This window comes from Actinomadura madurae, assembly GCF_900115095.1.
GTDB lineage: Bacteria > Actinomycetota > Actinomycetes > Streptosporangiales > Streptosporangiaceae > Spirillospora > Spirillospora madurae.
This window is the reverse complement of sequence record NZ_FOVH01000011.1, coordinates 269,729-284,382: the sequence shown is the minus strand read 5'-3', so window position 1 is coordinate 284,382 and position 14,654 is coordinate 269,729. Positions and strand designations below refer to the sequence as shown.

Annotated in this window: 14 protein-coding genes; 9 read left to right on the top strand and 5 right to left on the bottom strand. The window is 72.3% G+C overall.

Translation table 11 applies throughout. The features are described from left to right. Window position 1 precedes the first annotated feature (1 nt). Window positions 2–751 carry a M15 family metallopeptidase gene (locus tag BM339_RS29085; RefSeq protein ID WP_024934793.1) on the bottom strand — a complete coding sequence of 250 codons (750 nt, stop codon included), beginning with the start codon at window positions 749–751 and terminating at the stop codon, window positions 2–4. Window positions 752–905: 154 nt separating this feature from the next. Between BM339_RS29085 and BM339_RS29080 the strand changes: the two genes are divergently transcribed. Beyond that, a complete protein-coding gene (locus tag BM339_RS29080; protein ID WP_021598364.1) occupies window positions 906–1,328 on the top strand; it encodes an MFS transporter in 423 nt (140 codons plus the stop codon). Between the two features lie 24 nt (window positions 1,329–1,352). On the opposite strand, the gene BM339_RS29075 is transcribed toward BM339_RS29080, so the two are convergent. Then, a complete protein-coding gene (locus tag BM339_RS29075) occupies window positions 1,353–1,811 on the bottom strand; it encodes a MarR family winged helix-turn-helix transcriptional regulator (RefSeq protein WP_075022900.1) in 459 nt (152 codons plus the stop codon). A 141-nt stretch (window positions 1,812–1,952) separates the two neighbouring features. On the opposite strand from BM339_RS29075, the gene BM339_RS29070 reads away from it, so the two are divergent. The 3 genes from BM339_RS29070 to BM339_RS50130 all read left to right on the top strand — a co-directional run bounded on the left by BM339_RS29070 (window position 1,953) and on the right by BM339_RS50130 (window position 4,910). Further along, window positions 1,953–2,963, top strand: coding sequence for a pirin family protein (locus BM339_RS29070; protein ID WP_021598362.1), 1,011 nt, complete (start codon window positions 1,953–1,955; stop codon window positions 2,961–2,963). Window positions 2,964–3,257: 294 nt separating this feature from the next. After that, window positions 3,258–4,442: an ATP-binding protein gene (locus tag BM339_RS29065; protein WP_021598361.1), complete on the top strand. Its 1,185-nt coding sequence runs from the start codon at window positions 3,258–3,260 to the stop codon at window positions 4,440–4,442. Between the two features lie 291 nt (window positions 4,443–4,733). Beyond that, the gene (locus BM339_RS50130; RefSeq protein ID WP_021598360.1) at window positions 4,734–4,910 is read left to right on the top strand and encodes a hypothetical protein; all 177 of its coding nucleotides are present in this window, start codon (window positions 4,734–4,736) and stop codon (window positions 4,908–4,910) included. A 39-nt stretch (window positions 4,911–4,949) separates the two neighbouring features. Here the strand turns inward: BM339_RS50130 and BM339_RS29060 are convergent, their stop codons facing one another. Together BM339_RS29060 and BM339_RS29055 are read right to left on the bottom strand one after the other, a co-directional pair. Next, window positions 4,950–5,765 (bottom strand): MauE/DoxX family redox-associated membrane protein, encoded by an 816-nt coding sequence (locus BM339_RS29060; RefSeq protein WP_021598359.1) that lies wholly within the window; start codon window positions 5,763–5,765, stop codon window positions 4,950–4,952. 6 nt (window positions 5,766–5,771) lie between these two features. Beyond that, a complete protein-coding gene (locus BM339_RS29055; protein ID WP_024934791.1) occupies window positions 5,772–6,698 on the bottom strand; it encodes a hypothetical protein in 927 nt (308 codons plus the stop codon). Between the two features lie 270 nt (window positions 6,699–6,968). On the opposite strand from BM339_RS29055, the gene BM339_RS29050 reads away from it, so the two are divergent. The 3 genes from BM339_RS29050 (at window position 6,969) to BM339_RS29040 (ending at window position 11,207) form a co-directional block, all read left to right on the top strand. Then, a complete protein-coding gene (locus BM339_RS29050) occupies window positions 6,969–7,457 on the top strand; it encodes a SigE family RNA polymerase sigma factor (protein ID WP_024934790.1) in 489 nt (162 codons plus the stop codon). A gap of 319 nt (window positions 7,458–7,776) precedes the next feature. Beyond that, the gene (locus tag BM339_RS29045) at window positions 7,777–9,399 is read left to right on the top strand and encodes a long-chain fatty acid--CoA ligase (protein ID WP_075022899.1); all 1,623 of its coding nucleotides are present in this window, start codon (window positions 7,777–7,779) and stop codon (window positions 9,397–9,399) included. Between the two features lie 206 nt (window positions 9,400–9,605). After that, window positions 9,606–11,207 (top strand): RNA polymerase sigma factor, encoded by a 1,602-nt coding sequence (locus BM339_RS29040; protein WP_024934789.1) that lies wholly within the window; start codon window positions 9,606–9,608, stop codon window positions 11,205–11,207. A gap of 4 nt (window positions 11,208–11,211) precedes the next feature. On the opposite strand, the gene BM339_RS29035 is transcribed toward BM339_RS29040, so the two are convergent. Further along, window positions 11,212–11,982 (bottom strand): MerR family transcriptional regulator, encoded by a 771-nt coding sequence (locus BM339_RS29035; RefSeq protein ID WP_075022898.1) that lies wholly within the window; start codon window positions 11,980–11,982, stop codon window positions 11,212–11,214. A gap of 62 nt (window positions 11,983–12,044) precedes the next feature. Between BM339_RS29035 and BM339_RS29030 the strand changes: the two genes are divergently transcribed. Further along, window positions 12,045–13,031 carry an adenylate/guanylate cyclase domain-containing protein gene (locus tag BM339_RS29030; RefSeq protein ID WP_021593558.1) on the top strand — a complete coding sequence of 329 codons (987 nt, stop codon included), beginning with the start codon at window positions 12,045–12,047 and terminating at the stop codon, window positions 13,029–13,031. Window positions 13,032–13,037: 6 nt separating this feature from the next. After that, the gene (locus BM339_RS29025; protein WP_075022897.1) at window positions 13,038–14,612 is read left to right on the top strand and encodes an N-acyl-D-amino-acid deacylase family protein; all 1,575 of its coding nucleotides are present in this window, start codon (window positions 13,038–13,040) and stop codon (window positions 14,610–14,612) included. The last annotated feature ends 42 nt before the right edge of the window (window positions 14,613–14,654 follow it).

The window sequence follows — 14,654 nt, the reverse complement described above, 5'->3', positions numbered from 1 at the left end:
CTCAGCGTCCCGAGTCGGAGAAGTGCTGGTAGTCCTTGGCGCCGCTCCACTCGCCGCCCCACCCCCAGCCGATCGAGGCGAACGCCTTGACGACCTTGTCGTCGGCGTGGATCACGCCCGGGTCGTCGTTCTTTCGGTTCTTGTACTTGGCGCAGTCCTTGTGGGCGGTGCGCCCGTCCGCGTAGACGTAGGGGTTCTCGCACGGGTTGATGTCCACCGCGAGGCCGTACGCGTGCTGGGAGAACGAGCTCGACCCGGTCGCCTGGCGGCAGTTGAACGCCGAGGTGTTGTCGGCCTCGATGGAGTCGAAGTCGCTGCCCTTGTACTTGTCGACCGGCTCCATGCGCTTGATCGGGTAGCGCATCGTGTAGAGCTTCTTGAACACCTTGACGAGGTCGTCGGCCGCCCTGGCGTTGACGACGAGGCGCCCGCCGGTGTGCGGCCTGTCGTCCATCCCCCAGTAGGTCATCTCGATCATGCGGAGGCCGGACGGCGCCACCGGGCAGCCCTTGCGCCAGGAGTGCTTCAGGTCCCCGGCGGTCACCTTCTTGACGGTGGCCTGGAAGCCCTGCTTCGTCGGGGACGGGGAGGGCGGGGCCGCGGAGGTGGCGGACGCGGTCGGCGGCGTCGCGGGCGGTGCCGTGTCGTCGCCGCCGTCGTCGGAGCCGCGGCCACATCCGGCCGCGACGATGGGCACGGCCAGCAGCGCGGTCAGGAAGGTCGCGGTTCGAACGGGGCCTCTACCTGGCATCTTTGCAGCATACGCAGTCGGCGGAGGGGCGAGGATTTCGCTACCGTGCGTTTGAAGGCGCGCCCGCCGGAAAGGGGCCGGGACGGACGGGCCGTGATCCACAACCTGCCGCCGGGCATGGCGTCCGGCGGCGTCCGGTCCCAAGGGAGCCGGGATGGCGGAACCTCAGGAGAGGGACCTCCCAAGCCTCGAAGACGAGATCTTCGCGGTGGCGCACAGCGTGGAGGTCGAGCCGGCGGCGCACGCGCAGCCGCGGCTGCGGACGGACAAGGCGCAGGACCTCGCCGAGCGGGCGCGGGCGTACCTCGGCAGGGACGTCAAGGCGCTCGCGGCGGGCTTCGGCATGTTCGTGTTCGTCGACGCCGTGATGATGTACGCGCCGCTGATGATGAGCCGTCGGCCGAGCCTGCTGCCGCAGTTCATCACGCTGCTGGTGCTGGCCTTCGGGCTGGGCGGCCTGCTCGTGTGGAAGGTCGGCGGGCGGTGGCGGACGTTCGGCATCGGCATGATGCTCGCCTGGACGTTCCTGACCCTGGTGTCCGTCGGCTTCCTGACCGGGGTGACCGTGCCGCTCTAGGAGGTGGCCGCTTTAGGGGCCGCTCTAAGAGGGGCCGAGCCGCTTGAGCACGACGCTGAACGCACGCCCGATGGCCTCAAGGTCCTCGGGTTCGATGACGTCGATGAAGAACGTCCGGACGGTCTCGACGTGGTCGCGGGCGGCGCGTTCGAGCGCGGCGAAGCCCTCGTCGGTCAGCTGGGCGAAGACGCCGCGCTTGTCGTTGGGGCAGCTGTCCCGCTTGACCAGGCCCTTGTTCTCCAGGCGGGAGCAGGTGTGCGACAGGCGGCTGCGCGACTGGCTGGCGTTCTCGGCGAGCTCGGCCATCCGCAGCCGGCGGCGGGGCGCCTCCGACAGCCGGACGAGGATCTCGTACTCCGAGACCGACAGCCCGTGCTTGGCCTTCAGGTCGCGGTCCATGATCTCGGTGAGCCGGACGCTGCCGTCCACGTACGCCCGCCAGTCGCGCTGCTGGGCGGCATCGAGCCAGCGAGGTTCGCTCATGTCGGAAGTATAGAACACATGTTGAACTTTCAACTAAGCCAGGCTATTTTTACGGTATCAGGACGCCGCGCACCCGTCCGCGGAAATAGTTGAAGCATCAACTACGTTGCCCGGGGGCAGACCCTACGAGGGAGGACCCCAATGCCCGCCGTGATCGCCGACCCGCTGACCCTGCCCCGCCTCCCGCTGCTGCCCGAGGGCGGCACCGGCTGGCGCCGCGTGGCGAGGGTCGTGACCGCCAAACGCCATCTCGAAGGCGAGGGTTTCGAGGTCAGGCGCCCGTTCCCGGGCATCGACCTGTCCCTGGCCGACCCGTTCCTGCTCCTCGACCACATGGGCGCCGTCGAGTACGCGCCGGGCGAGGCGAAGGGCACCCCGTGGCATCCGCACCGCGGGTTCGAGACCGTCACCTACATCATCGACGGGGCGTTCCAGCACCAGGACACCACCGGCGGCGGCGGCCTCATCGCCGACGGCGCCACCCAGTGGATGACGGCCGCGTCCGGCATCCAGCACATCGAGCAGCCGCCGCCCGAACTCGTCGCCAAGGGCGGCCTGTTCCACGGCATCCAGCTCTGGGTGAACCTGCCGCGCGCCCAGAAGTGGGTCCCGCCGCGCTACCAGGACATCGAGGCCCGCGACGTCAAGCTGCTGGCCTCCGACGACGGGTCGTCCCTGATCCGCGTCATCGCGGGGTCCCTCGCCGGATACGACGGCCCCGGCGTGACCTACACGCCGATCAACTACCTGCACGCGACCGTGGCGCCCGGCGCGCGTCTGGCGCTGCCGTGGCCGCGCGACTTCAACGCGCTGGTCTACGTCCTCTCCGGGCGCGGGACGGCCGGCGTCGAGGAGGCGGGCCTTGACGAAGGGCAGCTGGCCGTCTTCGCCGGTTCGCACCACAAGGGCGACGGTGACGGCATCGTCGTCCGCGCCGCCGACGGCCAGCCGCTCGCCGGCGCGAACGGGTGGGAGATCCTCGTCCTCGGCGGCCTCCCGATCCGGGAGCCGATCGCCCGGTACGGCCCGTTCGTGATGAACACGCGCGACGAGATCGTCCAGGCCTTCGAGGACTTCCAGGCCGGACGCATGGGCACGGTCCCCGCCGACAAGGTGCCCCACCGGTCGTCGGAGGACGAGCCGCTCGCCTGAGCGGCTCCGCGCTCCCGGTCGCGGTGGTGGTGCCCGCGACCGGGTCCCGCTTCCCGGGTTCGCGTGACGGGGGAGAAGGCATGCGCTAGTGTGTTCGAATAGTCGAACAGAGATTCGATGACGATGTTCGGACGCGCTCGCCCGGGAGGCGGCATGGTGGCGACGGCCATGAGGGGAGCCGAGGCTCCCGCGCGCTGCGGGCGTCGCCGGGAGCCCGCGACACGCCGCAGTGTTTTCTACGCAAATCTACGGCCGCAGCTATATCGCCTCATAGAGTCCGAGAGCGTGGACCCCGTGCGCAATCCCTATGCCCCTGGCGCCGGGCAGCGCCCTCCCGAGCTGGCCGGCCGCGACCGCGAGCTCCGGCAGTTCGAGGTGGTGCTCGAACGCGTGGCCCGGGGCCGTCCCGAGCGCAGCATGATCGTCACCGGGCTGCGCGGGGTGGGCAAGACCGTGCTGCTCAACGCGTTCCGGTCGATGGCCATCCAGCGGCTGTGGGGGACGGGCAAGATCGAGGCCCGGCCCGACCAGTCGATCCGGCGGCCGGTCGCCTCGGCGCTGCACCGCGCCGTCCGGGAGCTGGCGCCGCGGCACCGCGCGCCCGACCGCATCGAGGAGTTCCTCGGCGTGCTCAAGGCGTTCGCGCAGGCCGAGCCGGAGCCGTCCGGCAAGGGCAAGGCGCGGGTGCACCGCTGGCAGCCCGGCATCGACGTGCCCGCCACGCGGGGCCGCGCCGACTCCGGCGACCTGGAGATCGACCTCACCGAGCTGTTCGTGGACGCCGCGTCCGTCGCCACCGACGTCGGCGTCGGCATCGCCCTGTTCGTGGACGAGATGCAGGACATACCCGCCGACGACGTGTCCGCCCTGTGCGCCGCGTGCCACGAGCTGTCGCAGGTCGGCGGCCCGCTGATCGTGGTGGGGGCGGGGCTGCCGCACCTGCCGGCCGTCCTGTCCGCCAGCAAGTCCTACTCCGAGCGGCTCTTCCGGTACGCCCGCATCGACCGGCTCGACCGCGAGTCGGCCGACGTCGCGCTGCTCGCCCCGGCCGAGCGCGAGGACGTCACCTTCACCAAGGACGCCCTCGACGCGCTGTACGGCGCGGCCGACGGGTACCCGTACTTCGTCCAGGCGTACGCCAAGGTCGTCTGGGACGTCGCGCCCGACACCCCGATCACCGCCGACGACATCAAGGTCGCCGCGCCCGAGGCGGAGAGCGAGCTCGCCGTCGGCTTCTTCGGCAGCCGGTACGAGCGCGCCACCCCCGCCGAGCGCGACTACATGCGCGCCATGGCCATGCTCGGCGACGACCCGGTGCCCACCGCGTCCGTCGCGGACGAGCTGGGCCGCAAACCGTCCAGCCTGTCGCCCGCCCGCGACGGGCTCATCAAGAAGGGCCTCATCTACAGCGCCGAGCGCGGCCTGGTGGCGTTCACCGTCCCGCACTTCGGCAAGTTCCTCCGCTCCCAGCCCGCCTGACCTACCGTCCTACCGCCCTATCGAGTCTCTCTAGCGGAAATGCTAGAGAGCGGTAGAAAGTCGCATCGACCCCGGTCGTCCGGTGAATATCCGGCTCTCTAGCGACCGCCCTAGAAAGCCGTAGATTCCGCTCGCCTGCCGTCTGCCTATCTCTAAGTCTTTCTAGACTATTTCCTAGAGAGCGCTAGAAAATTCCAGAGAGTCGAGCTCGTGCCCTAGGTGTCGCTGGACGAGGAGGGGTAGGACCCGGTCGTGTGCCCCATGAGCGGGCACGGATGTCGGGGGGGAACCATGACAGACCGATTCCGCGGCCAGGACCTGAACCGCGAGTTCACCAGCGAAGACGAGAACACCGTCTGGGACGAGCACGACGAACCGCCGATGCAGGACGAGCAGGGCGGCCAAGCCGAGCGACCGGAGACCGACTTCCTGCCCGAGGACGAGGAGTTCGGCGGCGACTGGCAATGAGGGATGTCTAACCGGCTATTGGACGTGTCCAAGAAACCGCTAGACGGCCGCAGAGACCTCGGGCCGCGCGACCCCCGACCGGACGACCCGGTCGCGCCCGGCGGTCGACACCGCGAACACGATCTCCGCGTCCCGCTCGTCCACCCGGGCCGGGAAGACCACGAACCGCCAGCAGCCCTCCCGCCACACCTCCAGCGGCACGGCGCTCGCGATCACGTTCTCGTGCTCGGCCCACGCGGGGCTCGCGTGGAGCGTCGCGTACGTCTCCCTCATCGGGCTCCGGCGCCGCTCGCACGGGACGGCCGCGCGCTGCCCGAGCCCGGCCAGCTCCGCCAGCTCGGGGGACAGCGCCGCGAACAGGGCCAGTTCCACCGCGAACACCAGCCCGACCTGCACCTCGACGTTCCGGAGCACGTCCACGCCGGCCAGCGGCGCGCCGAGCGACGCGATCGCCGCGCACGTGAACAGCACGGCCCGCAGCACGCTGCGGCGGTCGACCCTCTTGCCGCTCAGCGCGCCGAAGCAGCCGCACCCGGCGTCCGGCCGCCCCACCCGCAGCTCCCCGACGACCCAGGTCGCCGCGGCGAAGGCCACCGTCGTCGCGAGCCGGACCGACAGGTGCGACGTCGCCAGCAGCGCCAGCCCGAGCAGCCCCTCGCCGACACCGAGCCCGACCGTCATCCCCCGGCTGCGCCGCAGCGCCGTCAGCCGGGCGGCCCCGGCGGGCACCGGCACGCCGTGCACGTGGTCCGGCGCGTCCGCGGCCCGCTCCCGGACCGTCAGCTTCGCCAGGCACGCGGCGATCAGCACCGCCGCCAGCAGCAGCACCTGCGTGTTCTGGAACGCCGTCACCATGGCGCCTCAACTCCCCCGTGGCACGTGCGGCCGGACGGCCGCGTTGAAACAGCCGGCCTCCAGCTCGCCGCCGAGCCCGGCGAACGCGGCCGGCGTCAGCTCGACGATCCGGCCGCGCGGCGACGCGGCGCACTCCACGCACCGGTCGCAGAACCGCGCCGCCGCGCACCCGCACTCGATCACCGGCAGGGTCGCGGACCGCCCGCCGCACTCGTTGCGGACGGTCACCTCCCCGCCGAGCGACAGGTACGGGAACGGCACGCAGCCGGACGGGGCGTCCGCGCATCCCCCGGCGTCCCCCTCGGAGTCGACCGCCGGGTAGGACGCCCCGTCCCGCACCTCCCCCTCCGTGGTGCCGAACCACGTCGCCGTCCCGTGCAGGACGTCCGGCACGGGCCTCCCCGCCTCGGGCGCGGCGAGGTCGTCCACCCGGTACCCCGGCTGCGACGTGCCCGGCCGCACCGCCAGCGGCCCGCCCGGCGACCGGACGCAGATCACGTCGATCAGGTATCCGGGCTCCAGCCGCGGATGCCGGACGAGCACCCGCTCGCGGGCGTGCGGGGGGATCACCACATGGGCGCGCCCCCGGTGGGGGCCCATGTCCACCTCCACGGTGTCCCGCCCGCACGCCAGGATCGTGCCCCCGACCCGCCCGATGCCGACCCACACCTTCTCGGCGACGGACGAGCTCCGGCGGACGACCACCGGACGGCCCGGCCGCAGCGCGGCGAGGCCCCCGCGCCCGCCGTGCCAGACCGCCGTGCTCTCGCTCATCGCGAGCCGCACCTCCGCCCCGTCCGCGTGCAGCACCAGCAGGTGCGGGCTCGCGTCCAGGACGATCCCGCTCAGCCCCCGCTCCGGCCGCCCCGCGTCCGGACGCGGGGCCGCGCCGAACACCGCCTCGCGGCGGCGGTGACGCTGGGAAGGCGACATCGCGACTCTCCGGAATCGATCATCGTCACGCTGGGCGACCGGTGTTAGGACAGTGAGTCAAGAGTCGCCGGGTCATGACTGGGCTGTCGACGGATTTGTCGCCATAAGTCAGCCCGCGGAGGACGTCTGATCTACCTCGGTTGAAGATTATGCACTGGTTGACCCGGAAATATCTTTTCTGTAGACCCGGAATTACGATCGCCCTGCGATCGTCGTGAATACCGGGAGTCGCGCACGGCCGGGAGCGCGCGCTCCACAACCCCTGGTCCGGTGGTGGTGGTGAACGGGACGCGGCACGAGGAGTTCCGTACGTACGTCGCGGAGCGCGGACCCGTGCTGCTGCGCGCCGCGACCCAGCTGACGAGCGACCGCGCCGAAGCCGAAGACCTCCTCCAGGCGGCCCTCGCCAAGACCTACCTGGCCTGGGACCGCATCGAGGACCGCTCCGCCGTGGACGGCTACGTCCGCCGGGCCATGGTCAACACCCAGATCTCCTGGTGGCGCCGCCGCAAGCTGGACGTCTACCCGACCGACCAGCTCCCCGACCGCCCCGTCGAGGACCACACCGCCCGCAGCGAGACCCGCGACGCCCTGACCCGCGCCCTCCGCCGCCTCCCCGAACGCCAGCGCCTGGCCGTGATGCTCCGCTACTACGAAGACATGTCCGAACGAGAGATCGCCGAAGTCCTGGGCGTCAGCGTAGGCACCGTCAAATCCACAGTCTCAAGAGCCATGGCCCGCCTAAGAGAGCTGTACTAACCGTGTCTGCCCCCGGGGCGAGCCCCCGGGAACCCCCGTTACGAGCCGGTCGATTCTCACGCCACGGTGCTGCTGGGCTGTGACCGTGCGGGTCGGCGACGTGTCGCTGCGGTCGCCCGGCTCGGCGGGCATGCGCGCACCGCTCGCTCCACGCGCCTGCCCGTGCCTCCGGCTGAGCCTCAGACCCAAGAGCGCTCTTGGTGGTGCACAGTGCTGGGGCCCACTTTGTGGGGGTTCTTAGTGGGGTGGAGGGGGTCGTCAGGGTGGGGCGGCGCTGCGAGAATCCGGCTTAGGCGGCTGTTTTGGTTGGAGGCGTGTCGTGTACAGCACCATGCAGGATTTTCCGCTGACCATTACGACGATCATGAAGTTCGGGGCCGAGGTCTTCGGGGCGGCCGAGGTCGCGACGTGGACGGGGGACGGGGCGCGGCGGCGGACGTACGCCGAGGTCGGGGAGCGTGCGGCCCGGCTGGCGGGGGCGCTGCGCGGGCTCGGGGTGGACGGTGACCAGCGGGTCGCCACGTTCATGTGGAACAACGCCGAGCATCTGGAGGCGTATCTCGCGGTCCCGTCGATGGGTGCCGTGCTGCACACGCTGAACCTGCGGCTGTTCCCCGATCAGCTGGTCTACATCGCGAATCACGCCGAGGACCGGGTGGTCCTCGTGGACGGGTCGCTCATCCCGCTGCTGGCGCCGGTGCTGCCGCAGTTCAAGACGGTCCAGCACGTGGTCGTGGTCGGCGGGGGCGACACCGGGCCGCTGGAGGAGGCCGGCAAGGAGCTGCACGACTACGAGGAGCTGCTCGCCGCGGCGCCCGCGGAGTTCGCGTGGCCGGACGTCGACGAGCAGTGGGCCGCGGCGATGTGCTACACGAGCGGGACGACCGGGAACCCGAAGGGCGTCGTGTACTCGCACCGGTCGGCGTACCTGCACTCGATGGCGACGTGCACGGGGAACGCGATCGGGCTGAGCGCGTCCGACGTCGTGATGCCGGTGGTGCCGATGTTCCACGCGAACGCGTGGGGCCTGCCGTACGCGGCGCTGATGGCGGGGGCGTCGCTGGTCATGCCCGACCGGTTCCTGCAGGCGGACCCGCTCGTCCGGATGATCGAGGCGGAGCGTCCGACGGTGGCGGGCGCGGTGCCGACGATCTGGTCGGACGTGCTGCGCCACACGAGGGAGCACGAGTCGGACCTGAGCTCGCTGCGGCTGGTGCCGTGCGGCGGGTCGGCGGTGCCCGAGTCGCTGATGCGGGGGTTCGACGAGATCGGCGTCCGGATCGTGCAGGCGTGGGGGATGACGGAGACGTCGCCGGTCGCCACGGTCGCGCATCCGCCGGTGAAGGCTGCGGACGAGGACGTCTGGCGGGTGCGGCTCAGCCAGGGCCGCGTCCTCGCGGGGCTGGAGATGCGGGTCGTCGGGGACGGCGACGTCGTGCTGCCGAACGACGGGGAGTCGGTCGGGGAGGTGGAGATCCGCGGGCCGTGGATCACCGGCGCCTACCACCTGGACGAGGATCCCGCGAAGTTCCACGACGGCTGGCTGCGCACGGGCGATGTGGGGACGCTGTCGCCGGACGGCCACCTGCTCCTCACCGACCGGGCGAAGGACGTGATCAAGTCCGGCGGGGAGTGGATCTCGTCGGTGGAGCTGGAGAACCATCTGATGGCGCACCCGGACGTGGTCGAGGCGGCCGTGGTCGGGGTTCCGGACGACCGATGGCAGGAGCGGCCGCTCGCGTCCGTCGTCGTCCGGGAGGGGGCGCAGGTCACGGCGGAGCAGCTCAAGGAATTTCTCGCTGGGCGGATCGCGAAATGGCAGCTCCCGGAGCGCTGGGCGTTCATCGCGGAGGTGCCGAAGACGAGTGTCGGCAAGTTCGACAAGAAGGTGCTGCGCCGCAGGTACGCGGAGGGTGAGCTGGAGGTCCGGCGGGCCGACTGATCCCGGCGCGGCCCTGACCGGATTCTGACGCGCAGTCATTCCGCACGTGGTCACGCAGAGATGCCGACTCTCTCCAAGGTGTTACCTTAAAGGGGATTTCGGCGGATGAGTGGTGCGGATGGGGTTCGTGGGTGTATCCAAGGTGGGCTGAATGTCCGGATGGCCCTCAGTGGGGCCGGCCCCGCACGCCGCTGCCGGGAGCGTGAATGCCCAGGTTGTCGACCTCTGCGCACTCAGCCGACCGCACGCTGGTCAAAGGGCTGAGTGACGGCGACGAGGCTGCGCTGGCCGCACTCTATGACGAGTACGGTGAGCGCCTTTACGATTACGCGCTGTCGATGTCGGGAGACGGGAAAACCGCCGCCGACATCGTGCATGACACGTTCATCGACGCGTGCCGCCGCGCCCCCCGGATGCGCGACCACCTGTACCTGAGTTCCTGGCTTTACGGTGCGGCGCGGCGGCGGTGCGTCCGGCGGGGCCGCGCGAAGGTGCTGTTCTGGGATCGGGACGCCGAGTTCTCCGAGATCCCGTTTCTGGACCGTGCCGAACCGGACGGCCCGGTGCCGGAGTGGCCGCCGGCGGAGGAGCTGCACGAGCTGCTTCGCGGGTCCCTGGCCCGGCTCGCGCCCGTCGACCAGGAGGTCGTGCTCCTGGCGTTCCGGCACGGGCTGCGTCCCGCCCGTCTCGGCGCGACGCTCGGCCTGTCGTCGCGGCGGGCCGCGATGCGGGTGCGCCGGGGCCGGGCGGAGCTGGAGGCCGCGCTCCAGCGAGAGCTCGATCGTGCCGGGCGGGCGTGCGCCGAGGGCCGTCCGGAGGAGGAGGTCCCGGCCACGGCGATCCCGGTCCTCGCCGCCCGCGGGGCGGTGGTGCGGGAGGAGGAGCCGCCCGTCCCGGCGAAGGCGGCGGGCAGGGGGCGCAGGCGCGGGTTCCGGCGGCGCGGGGAGGACTCCCCCGCCGACCCGTCCGCCGACCTGCACGCCGCCGGGTGCGCCGCCTGCCGGCGCCGGGCCCGGGTGACCGCCGCCGCGCTGCTGCGCCGGGCGCCCGCGCCGATCCTGCCGGCGGCGCTGCGGCACCGCGTCATGCACACCGCGACGGACCCCGAGCTGGCCGGCTACCGCGCCGACATCGCGGCGCGCGGCGGGACGCTCACCCCGTCCGGCCTGCCGAGCCAGCCGGACGTGCCGTCGCCGTTCACCCGCCGGTGGATGTTCACCGGGGGAGGGATGGCGGGCGCGCTGGCCGCCGCCCTGGTGGCGGTGTTCGTGATGGGGCCCGGCATCAGCGGGAACACGCTGTCGTGGCCGCCGTTCCGCACGCATCCGCAGCCGTCGATCACGCAGGAGAAGCCGCACGACGGCCCGTCCCGCGGCAAGGACGGGCCGGAGGGCTCGGGCGGCGCCGCGCAGGGGCGCCCCGGCCAGGTGCCGCCGAACCCGCAGACCGATGGGGAGCCGGGGCAGTCGCGGGGGCCGTCGCCGTCCCCGACGCAGCCGACGCGGCCGCCCGAGAAGCGCGGGGTCCTCGTGGTGAACCCGGCGAAGGTGGAGCTGTACGGGACGAAGACGGCGAAGGTCGACCTGGCGGCGGAGCAGGGGCCGGTGACGTGGACGGCGATGACGTCGTCCAACCAGCTGATCCTGTCCGAGATGCAGGGCGGGATGCCGGAGGACGGCACGACGCGGCTGACGCTCACCCTGCGGACGGCGCTGATCGGCCTGCCCGGCCAGGGGACGATCACGTTCACCGACTCCGAGGGCGCGTCGCACGAGGTGAAGGTGGTCTGGGGCGCGACGATCCTGTGACGGTTCAGCCGTCCGCGGCGGGCCGCTCCCCCAGGTGATCCCTGATCGTTTCGAGGTGCTCGCCGAGCGAGGCCTGGACGCGGGACTCCATGGCCCGCGCGATGAACGGCTCGACGACCATCTTCACGAGGGGCCGCATCCGGCGCACCACGGCGGCGATCTCGCGGGTCTCGTCGCCGTCCGGGACGGGCTGCTCCTTCAGCCGGTCGAACACGTGCTCCTCGACGAGGCCGACGAACCGGCCGGCGATCACGTCGCAGTCGTCGCGGATCTGCCCGGCGATGTCGAGGACGGCGCCGAGCGGGATGCCCGCGGCGACGAGCTCCGCGCCGACGTGCAGCAGCCGCGGGCTCGGCACCCGGAACGCCTCGCCCTCCGGTTCGATCAGGCCGAGCTCGACGGTGCGCTCGAGCATCCGGGCGACCTCGTCCTCGTCCAGCCCGGCGCCGAACTTCCCGACGAGCTCCTCGTAGGTGGCGGTGCCGGGGATCTCGTCCGACCACGGGTCGGTGAGGACCTTCTCCAGCCCGAGGACCTCGCCGACGTCCTTGCCGGTCTCCCACGCGGACAGCAGGTCCTTGATGATCGCGAAGGTGTAGCCGCGGCCGAGCAGCTTGCCGATCAGCCGGAGCCGCGCCAGGTGGGAGTCGTCGTAGAGGCCGACCCGGCCGGCGAGGCGGGGCGGCGGCAGCAGCCCGCGGTCCTGGTACGCGCGGATGTTGCGCACCGTGCTGCCGGCCAGCCGCGCCAGCTCGTCGATTCGGTACTCGGTCATGACAGGCGCGATCTTACTCCCGCGCCATTGTGACATTGATCGATGGCACATAGGGTCGGCGCATGACGGACGACGCGGACGACATCGAGGAGACCCTCCTCGGCGGGCCCCTGCGCTACACGCGCAAGGAGGTCGAGAACCTCTCGGGCGTCCCGGACGAGTACGCGCGCCGCATCTGGCAGGCGTTGGGGTTCCCGGCGCCCCCCGACGACGAGGTCGCCTTCACCGACGGCGACGTGGCCGCGCTCCGCGAGATCCGGGACCTGCTCGGCCACGCGATGGTGGACGAGGAGATGGTCCTGCAGCTCGCCCGCGCCGTCGGGCAGACGATGGGGCGGCTGGCGAGCTGGCTCGGCGACGTCTGGTTGCGGCGGCTCGGGGAGCAGCCGTCCGGCGAGCCCATCACGCCCGAGGTGGTCACCGCCGCGCTCGCCGCGACCGAGGAGCTGCGGCCGGCGTTCGAGCGGCTGCTGCTGCACGGCTGGCGCCGCCAGCTCACCGCCGCCGGGATGCGCGCCGCGGCGACGACGGCGTCCGCGCGGTCCGACCCCGCGGCGGGCATCGCGCAGCTCGCCGTCGGGTTCGCCGACGTGGTGTCGTTCACCCGGCTGAGCCGCCGCCTGGACGGGGACGCGCTGGCCGCGTTCGTCGAGCGCTTCGAGTCGTCCGCCGCGGAGATCGTCGCCGACCACGGCGGCCGGGTGGTGAAGACGCTCGGGGACGAGGTGCTGTTCGTCGCGTCCGACCCGTCCGCCGCCGCCGAGATCGGGCTGCGCATCGCCGAGCGGTTCGGTGAGCCCGACAGCCCGAAGGTGCGGGTGGGGCTCGCGTACGGCGAGGTCATCCAGCGGCTGGGCGACGTCTTCGGGACCCCGGTCAACCTGGCCGCCCGCCTGACCTCCACCGCCTACCCGGGAACGGTCCTGGCCGACGCCGGCCTGGTCTCGGCCCTGCCGTCCGGCGGGTATGACGTCTCCGGGCTGCGCCCTCGTCCTCTGCAGGGTCTGGGCCGGGTCAAGCCGTACCTTCTGCGGCACAACGGTGGATGAGGTCGCATGTACGAACTGGTGGTTCGCGGCGGAACCGTCCTGGACGGGACGGGGGCCGCCGCGCGGCGCGCCGACGTGGCCGTCGCCGGAGGACGCATCGCCGCCGTGGACGTCCTGGACGGCGTCCGGGCGGCCACGGAGATCGACGCGACCGGCCGGCACGTCATGCCGGGCTTCATCGACGCCCACGTGCACGGCGAGGCGGCCGTGTTCGACCCGGACGTGCAGCTCGCCGCCCTCCGCCAGGGCGTCACCACCTTCGTCCTGGGGCAGGACGGCATCTCCTACGCCCCGGCAGGCACCGCCACGCTCCGGTACGTCAGCCGCTACTTCGCGCCGGTGAACGGCACCCATCCGGGACTGGACGGCGGCCCGGTCTCGGTCGCAGAGCTTCTCGCCGGCTACGACCGGGCGGTCCCGCTGAACACCGTCTATCTCATGCCGCACGGGACGATCCGGCACGGCGTCCTCGGCACGGCGCGGCGCGCCCCGGAGCCCGGCGAGCTGGCCGCCATGCGGGATCAGGTCGAGCGCGGCCTGGCGGACGGCGCGGCCGGGCTGTCCACGGGCCTTGAGTACGTGCCCGGCTCGTACGCCGACGCCGCCGAGATCGGGGCGCTGTGCGCGCCGGTCGGCGCGGCCGGGCTGCCCTACGTCACGCACATGCGCGGGTACGAGTCGGCGGCCGTGACGGCGATGGCCGAGGTCCTGGAGATCGCCCGGACCGGACGCGTCGCCCCGCACGTCTCGCACTACCACGGGCCGCGGGACGAGCTGATCGCGCTCGTGGACGGCGCCCGCGCCGAGGGCATCGACCTGACCTTCGACAGCTACCCCTACCTGCGGGGATGCAGCACGCTGACGCTCGTCACGCTCCCGGACCGGCTCCCGATCGCCGACCTGGACGCCACGCTCGACGCGCTCGCCGACCCGTCCGTCCGGGAGTGGCTGCACCGCGACTGGTTCGCCCACCGTGCCGAGGTGTGGCCGCGCATCGTGCTGTCGCACGTCCCGTCCGGCGAGTACCGGTGGGCCGAGGGGATGAGCCTGCCGGACGCGGCGCAGCGGGCGGGGTCGAGCCCCGGCGAGTTCTGCTGCGACCTGCTCGTCGCGACGCGGCTGGAGGCGGGCTGCGTGTTCGGGCAGCCGAACACCAACAGCGACGAATCGATGCGGGCGCTGCTGCGGCATCCCGTCCACATGGCCGGGTCCGACGCCGTCTACCAGGGCGGGCACCCGCATCCGCGGGGGTGGGGCGCGTTCGCCCGGCTGCTCGCCCGGCACGTCCGCGACCTCGGCGACTGGACGTGGGAGGAGGCCGCCGTGCACCTGGCCGGACGGGCCGCCGACCGGTTCCGCCTCGCGGACCGCGGCCGGGTCGAGGCGGGCCGCGCCGCCGACCTCGTCGTCGTGGATCCCGCCGCCGTCACCGATCGCGCCACCTACGAGGCCCCGAGAACGCCCGCGGAGGGCATCGACCACGTGATCGTCAACGGCGTCCCCGTCCTCGCCGGAGGTGCTCTGACGGCGAACGCCGTCCCGCCGGGGCGAGCGCTGAAGCCGGATGGTCGGGCATCATGAGTGGCATGAACCCGCCGAACGGCGACTGGATCACGGTCGTGA

What these genes read in the sequence shown, in the direction of transcription:
- BM339_RS29085 (WP_024934793.1), bottom strand. Translation starts at nt 751, where the DNA reads ATGCCAGGTAGAGGCCCCGTTCGAACCGCGACCTTCCTGACCGCGCTG.
- BM339_RS29080 (WP_021598364.1), top strand. Translation starts at nt 906, where the DNA reads ATGGCGGAACCTCAGGAGAGGGACCTCCCAAGCCTCGAAGACGAGATC.
- BM339_RS29075 (WP_075022900.1), bottom strand. Translation starts at nt 1,811, where the DNA reads ATGAGCGAACCTCGCTGGCTCGATGCCGCCCAGCAGCGCGACTGGCGG.
- BM339_RS29070 (WP_021598362.1), top strand. Translation starts at nt 1,953, where the DNA reads ATGCCCGCCGTGATCGCCGACCCGCTGACCCTGCCCCGCCTCCCGCTG.
- BM339_RS50130 (WP_021598360.1), top strand. Translation starts at nt 4,734, where the DNA reads ATGACAGACCGATTCCGCGGCCAGGACCTGAACCGCGAGTTCACCAGC.
- BM339_RS29060 (WP_021598359.1), bottom strand. Translation starts at nt 5,765, where the DNA reads ATGGTGACGGCGTTCCAGAACACGCAGGTGCTGCTGCTGGCGGCGGTG.
- BM339_RS29055 (WP_024934791.1), bottom strand. Translation starts at nt 6,698, where the DNA reads ATGTCGCCTTCCCAGCGTCACCGCCGCCGCGAGGCGGTGTTCGGCGCG.
- BM339_RS29040 (WP_024934789.1), top strand. Translation starts at nt 9,606, where the DNA reads ATGCCCAGGTTGTCGACCTCTGCGCACTCAGCCGACCGCACGCTGGTC.
- BM339_RS29035 (WP_075022898.1), bottom strand. Translation starts at nt 11,982, where the DNA reads ATGACCGAGTACCGAATCGACGAGCTGGCGCGGCTGGCCGGCAGCACG.
- BM339_RS29030 (WP_021593558.1), top strand. Translation starts at nt 12,045, where the DNA reads ATGACGGACGACGCGGACGACATCGAGGAGACCCTCCTCGGCGGGCCC.
- BM339_RS29025 (WP_075022897.1), top strand. Translation starts at nt 13,038, where the DNA reads ATGTACGAACTGGTGGTTCGCGGCGGAACCGTCCTGGACGGGACGGGG.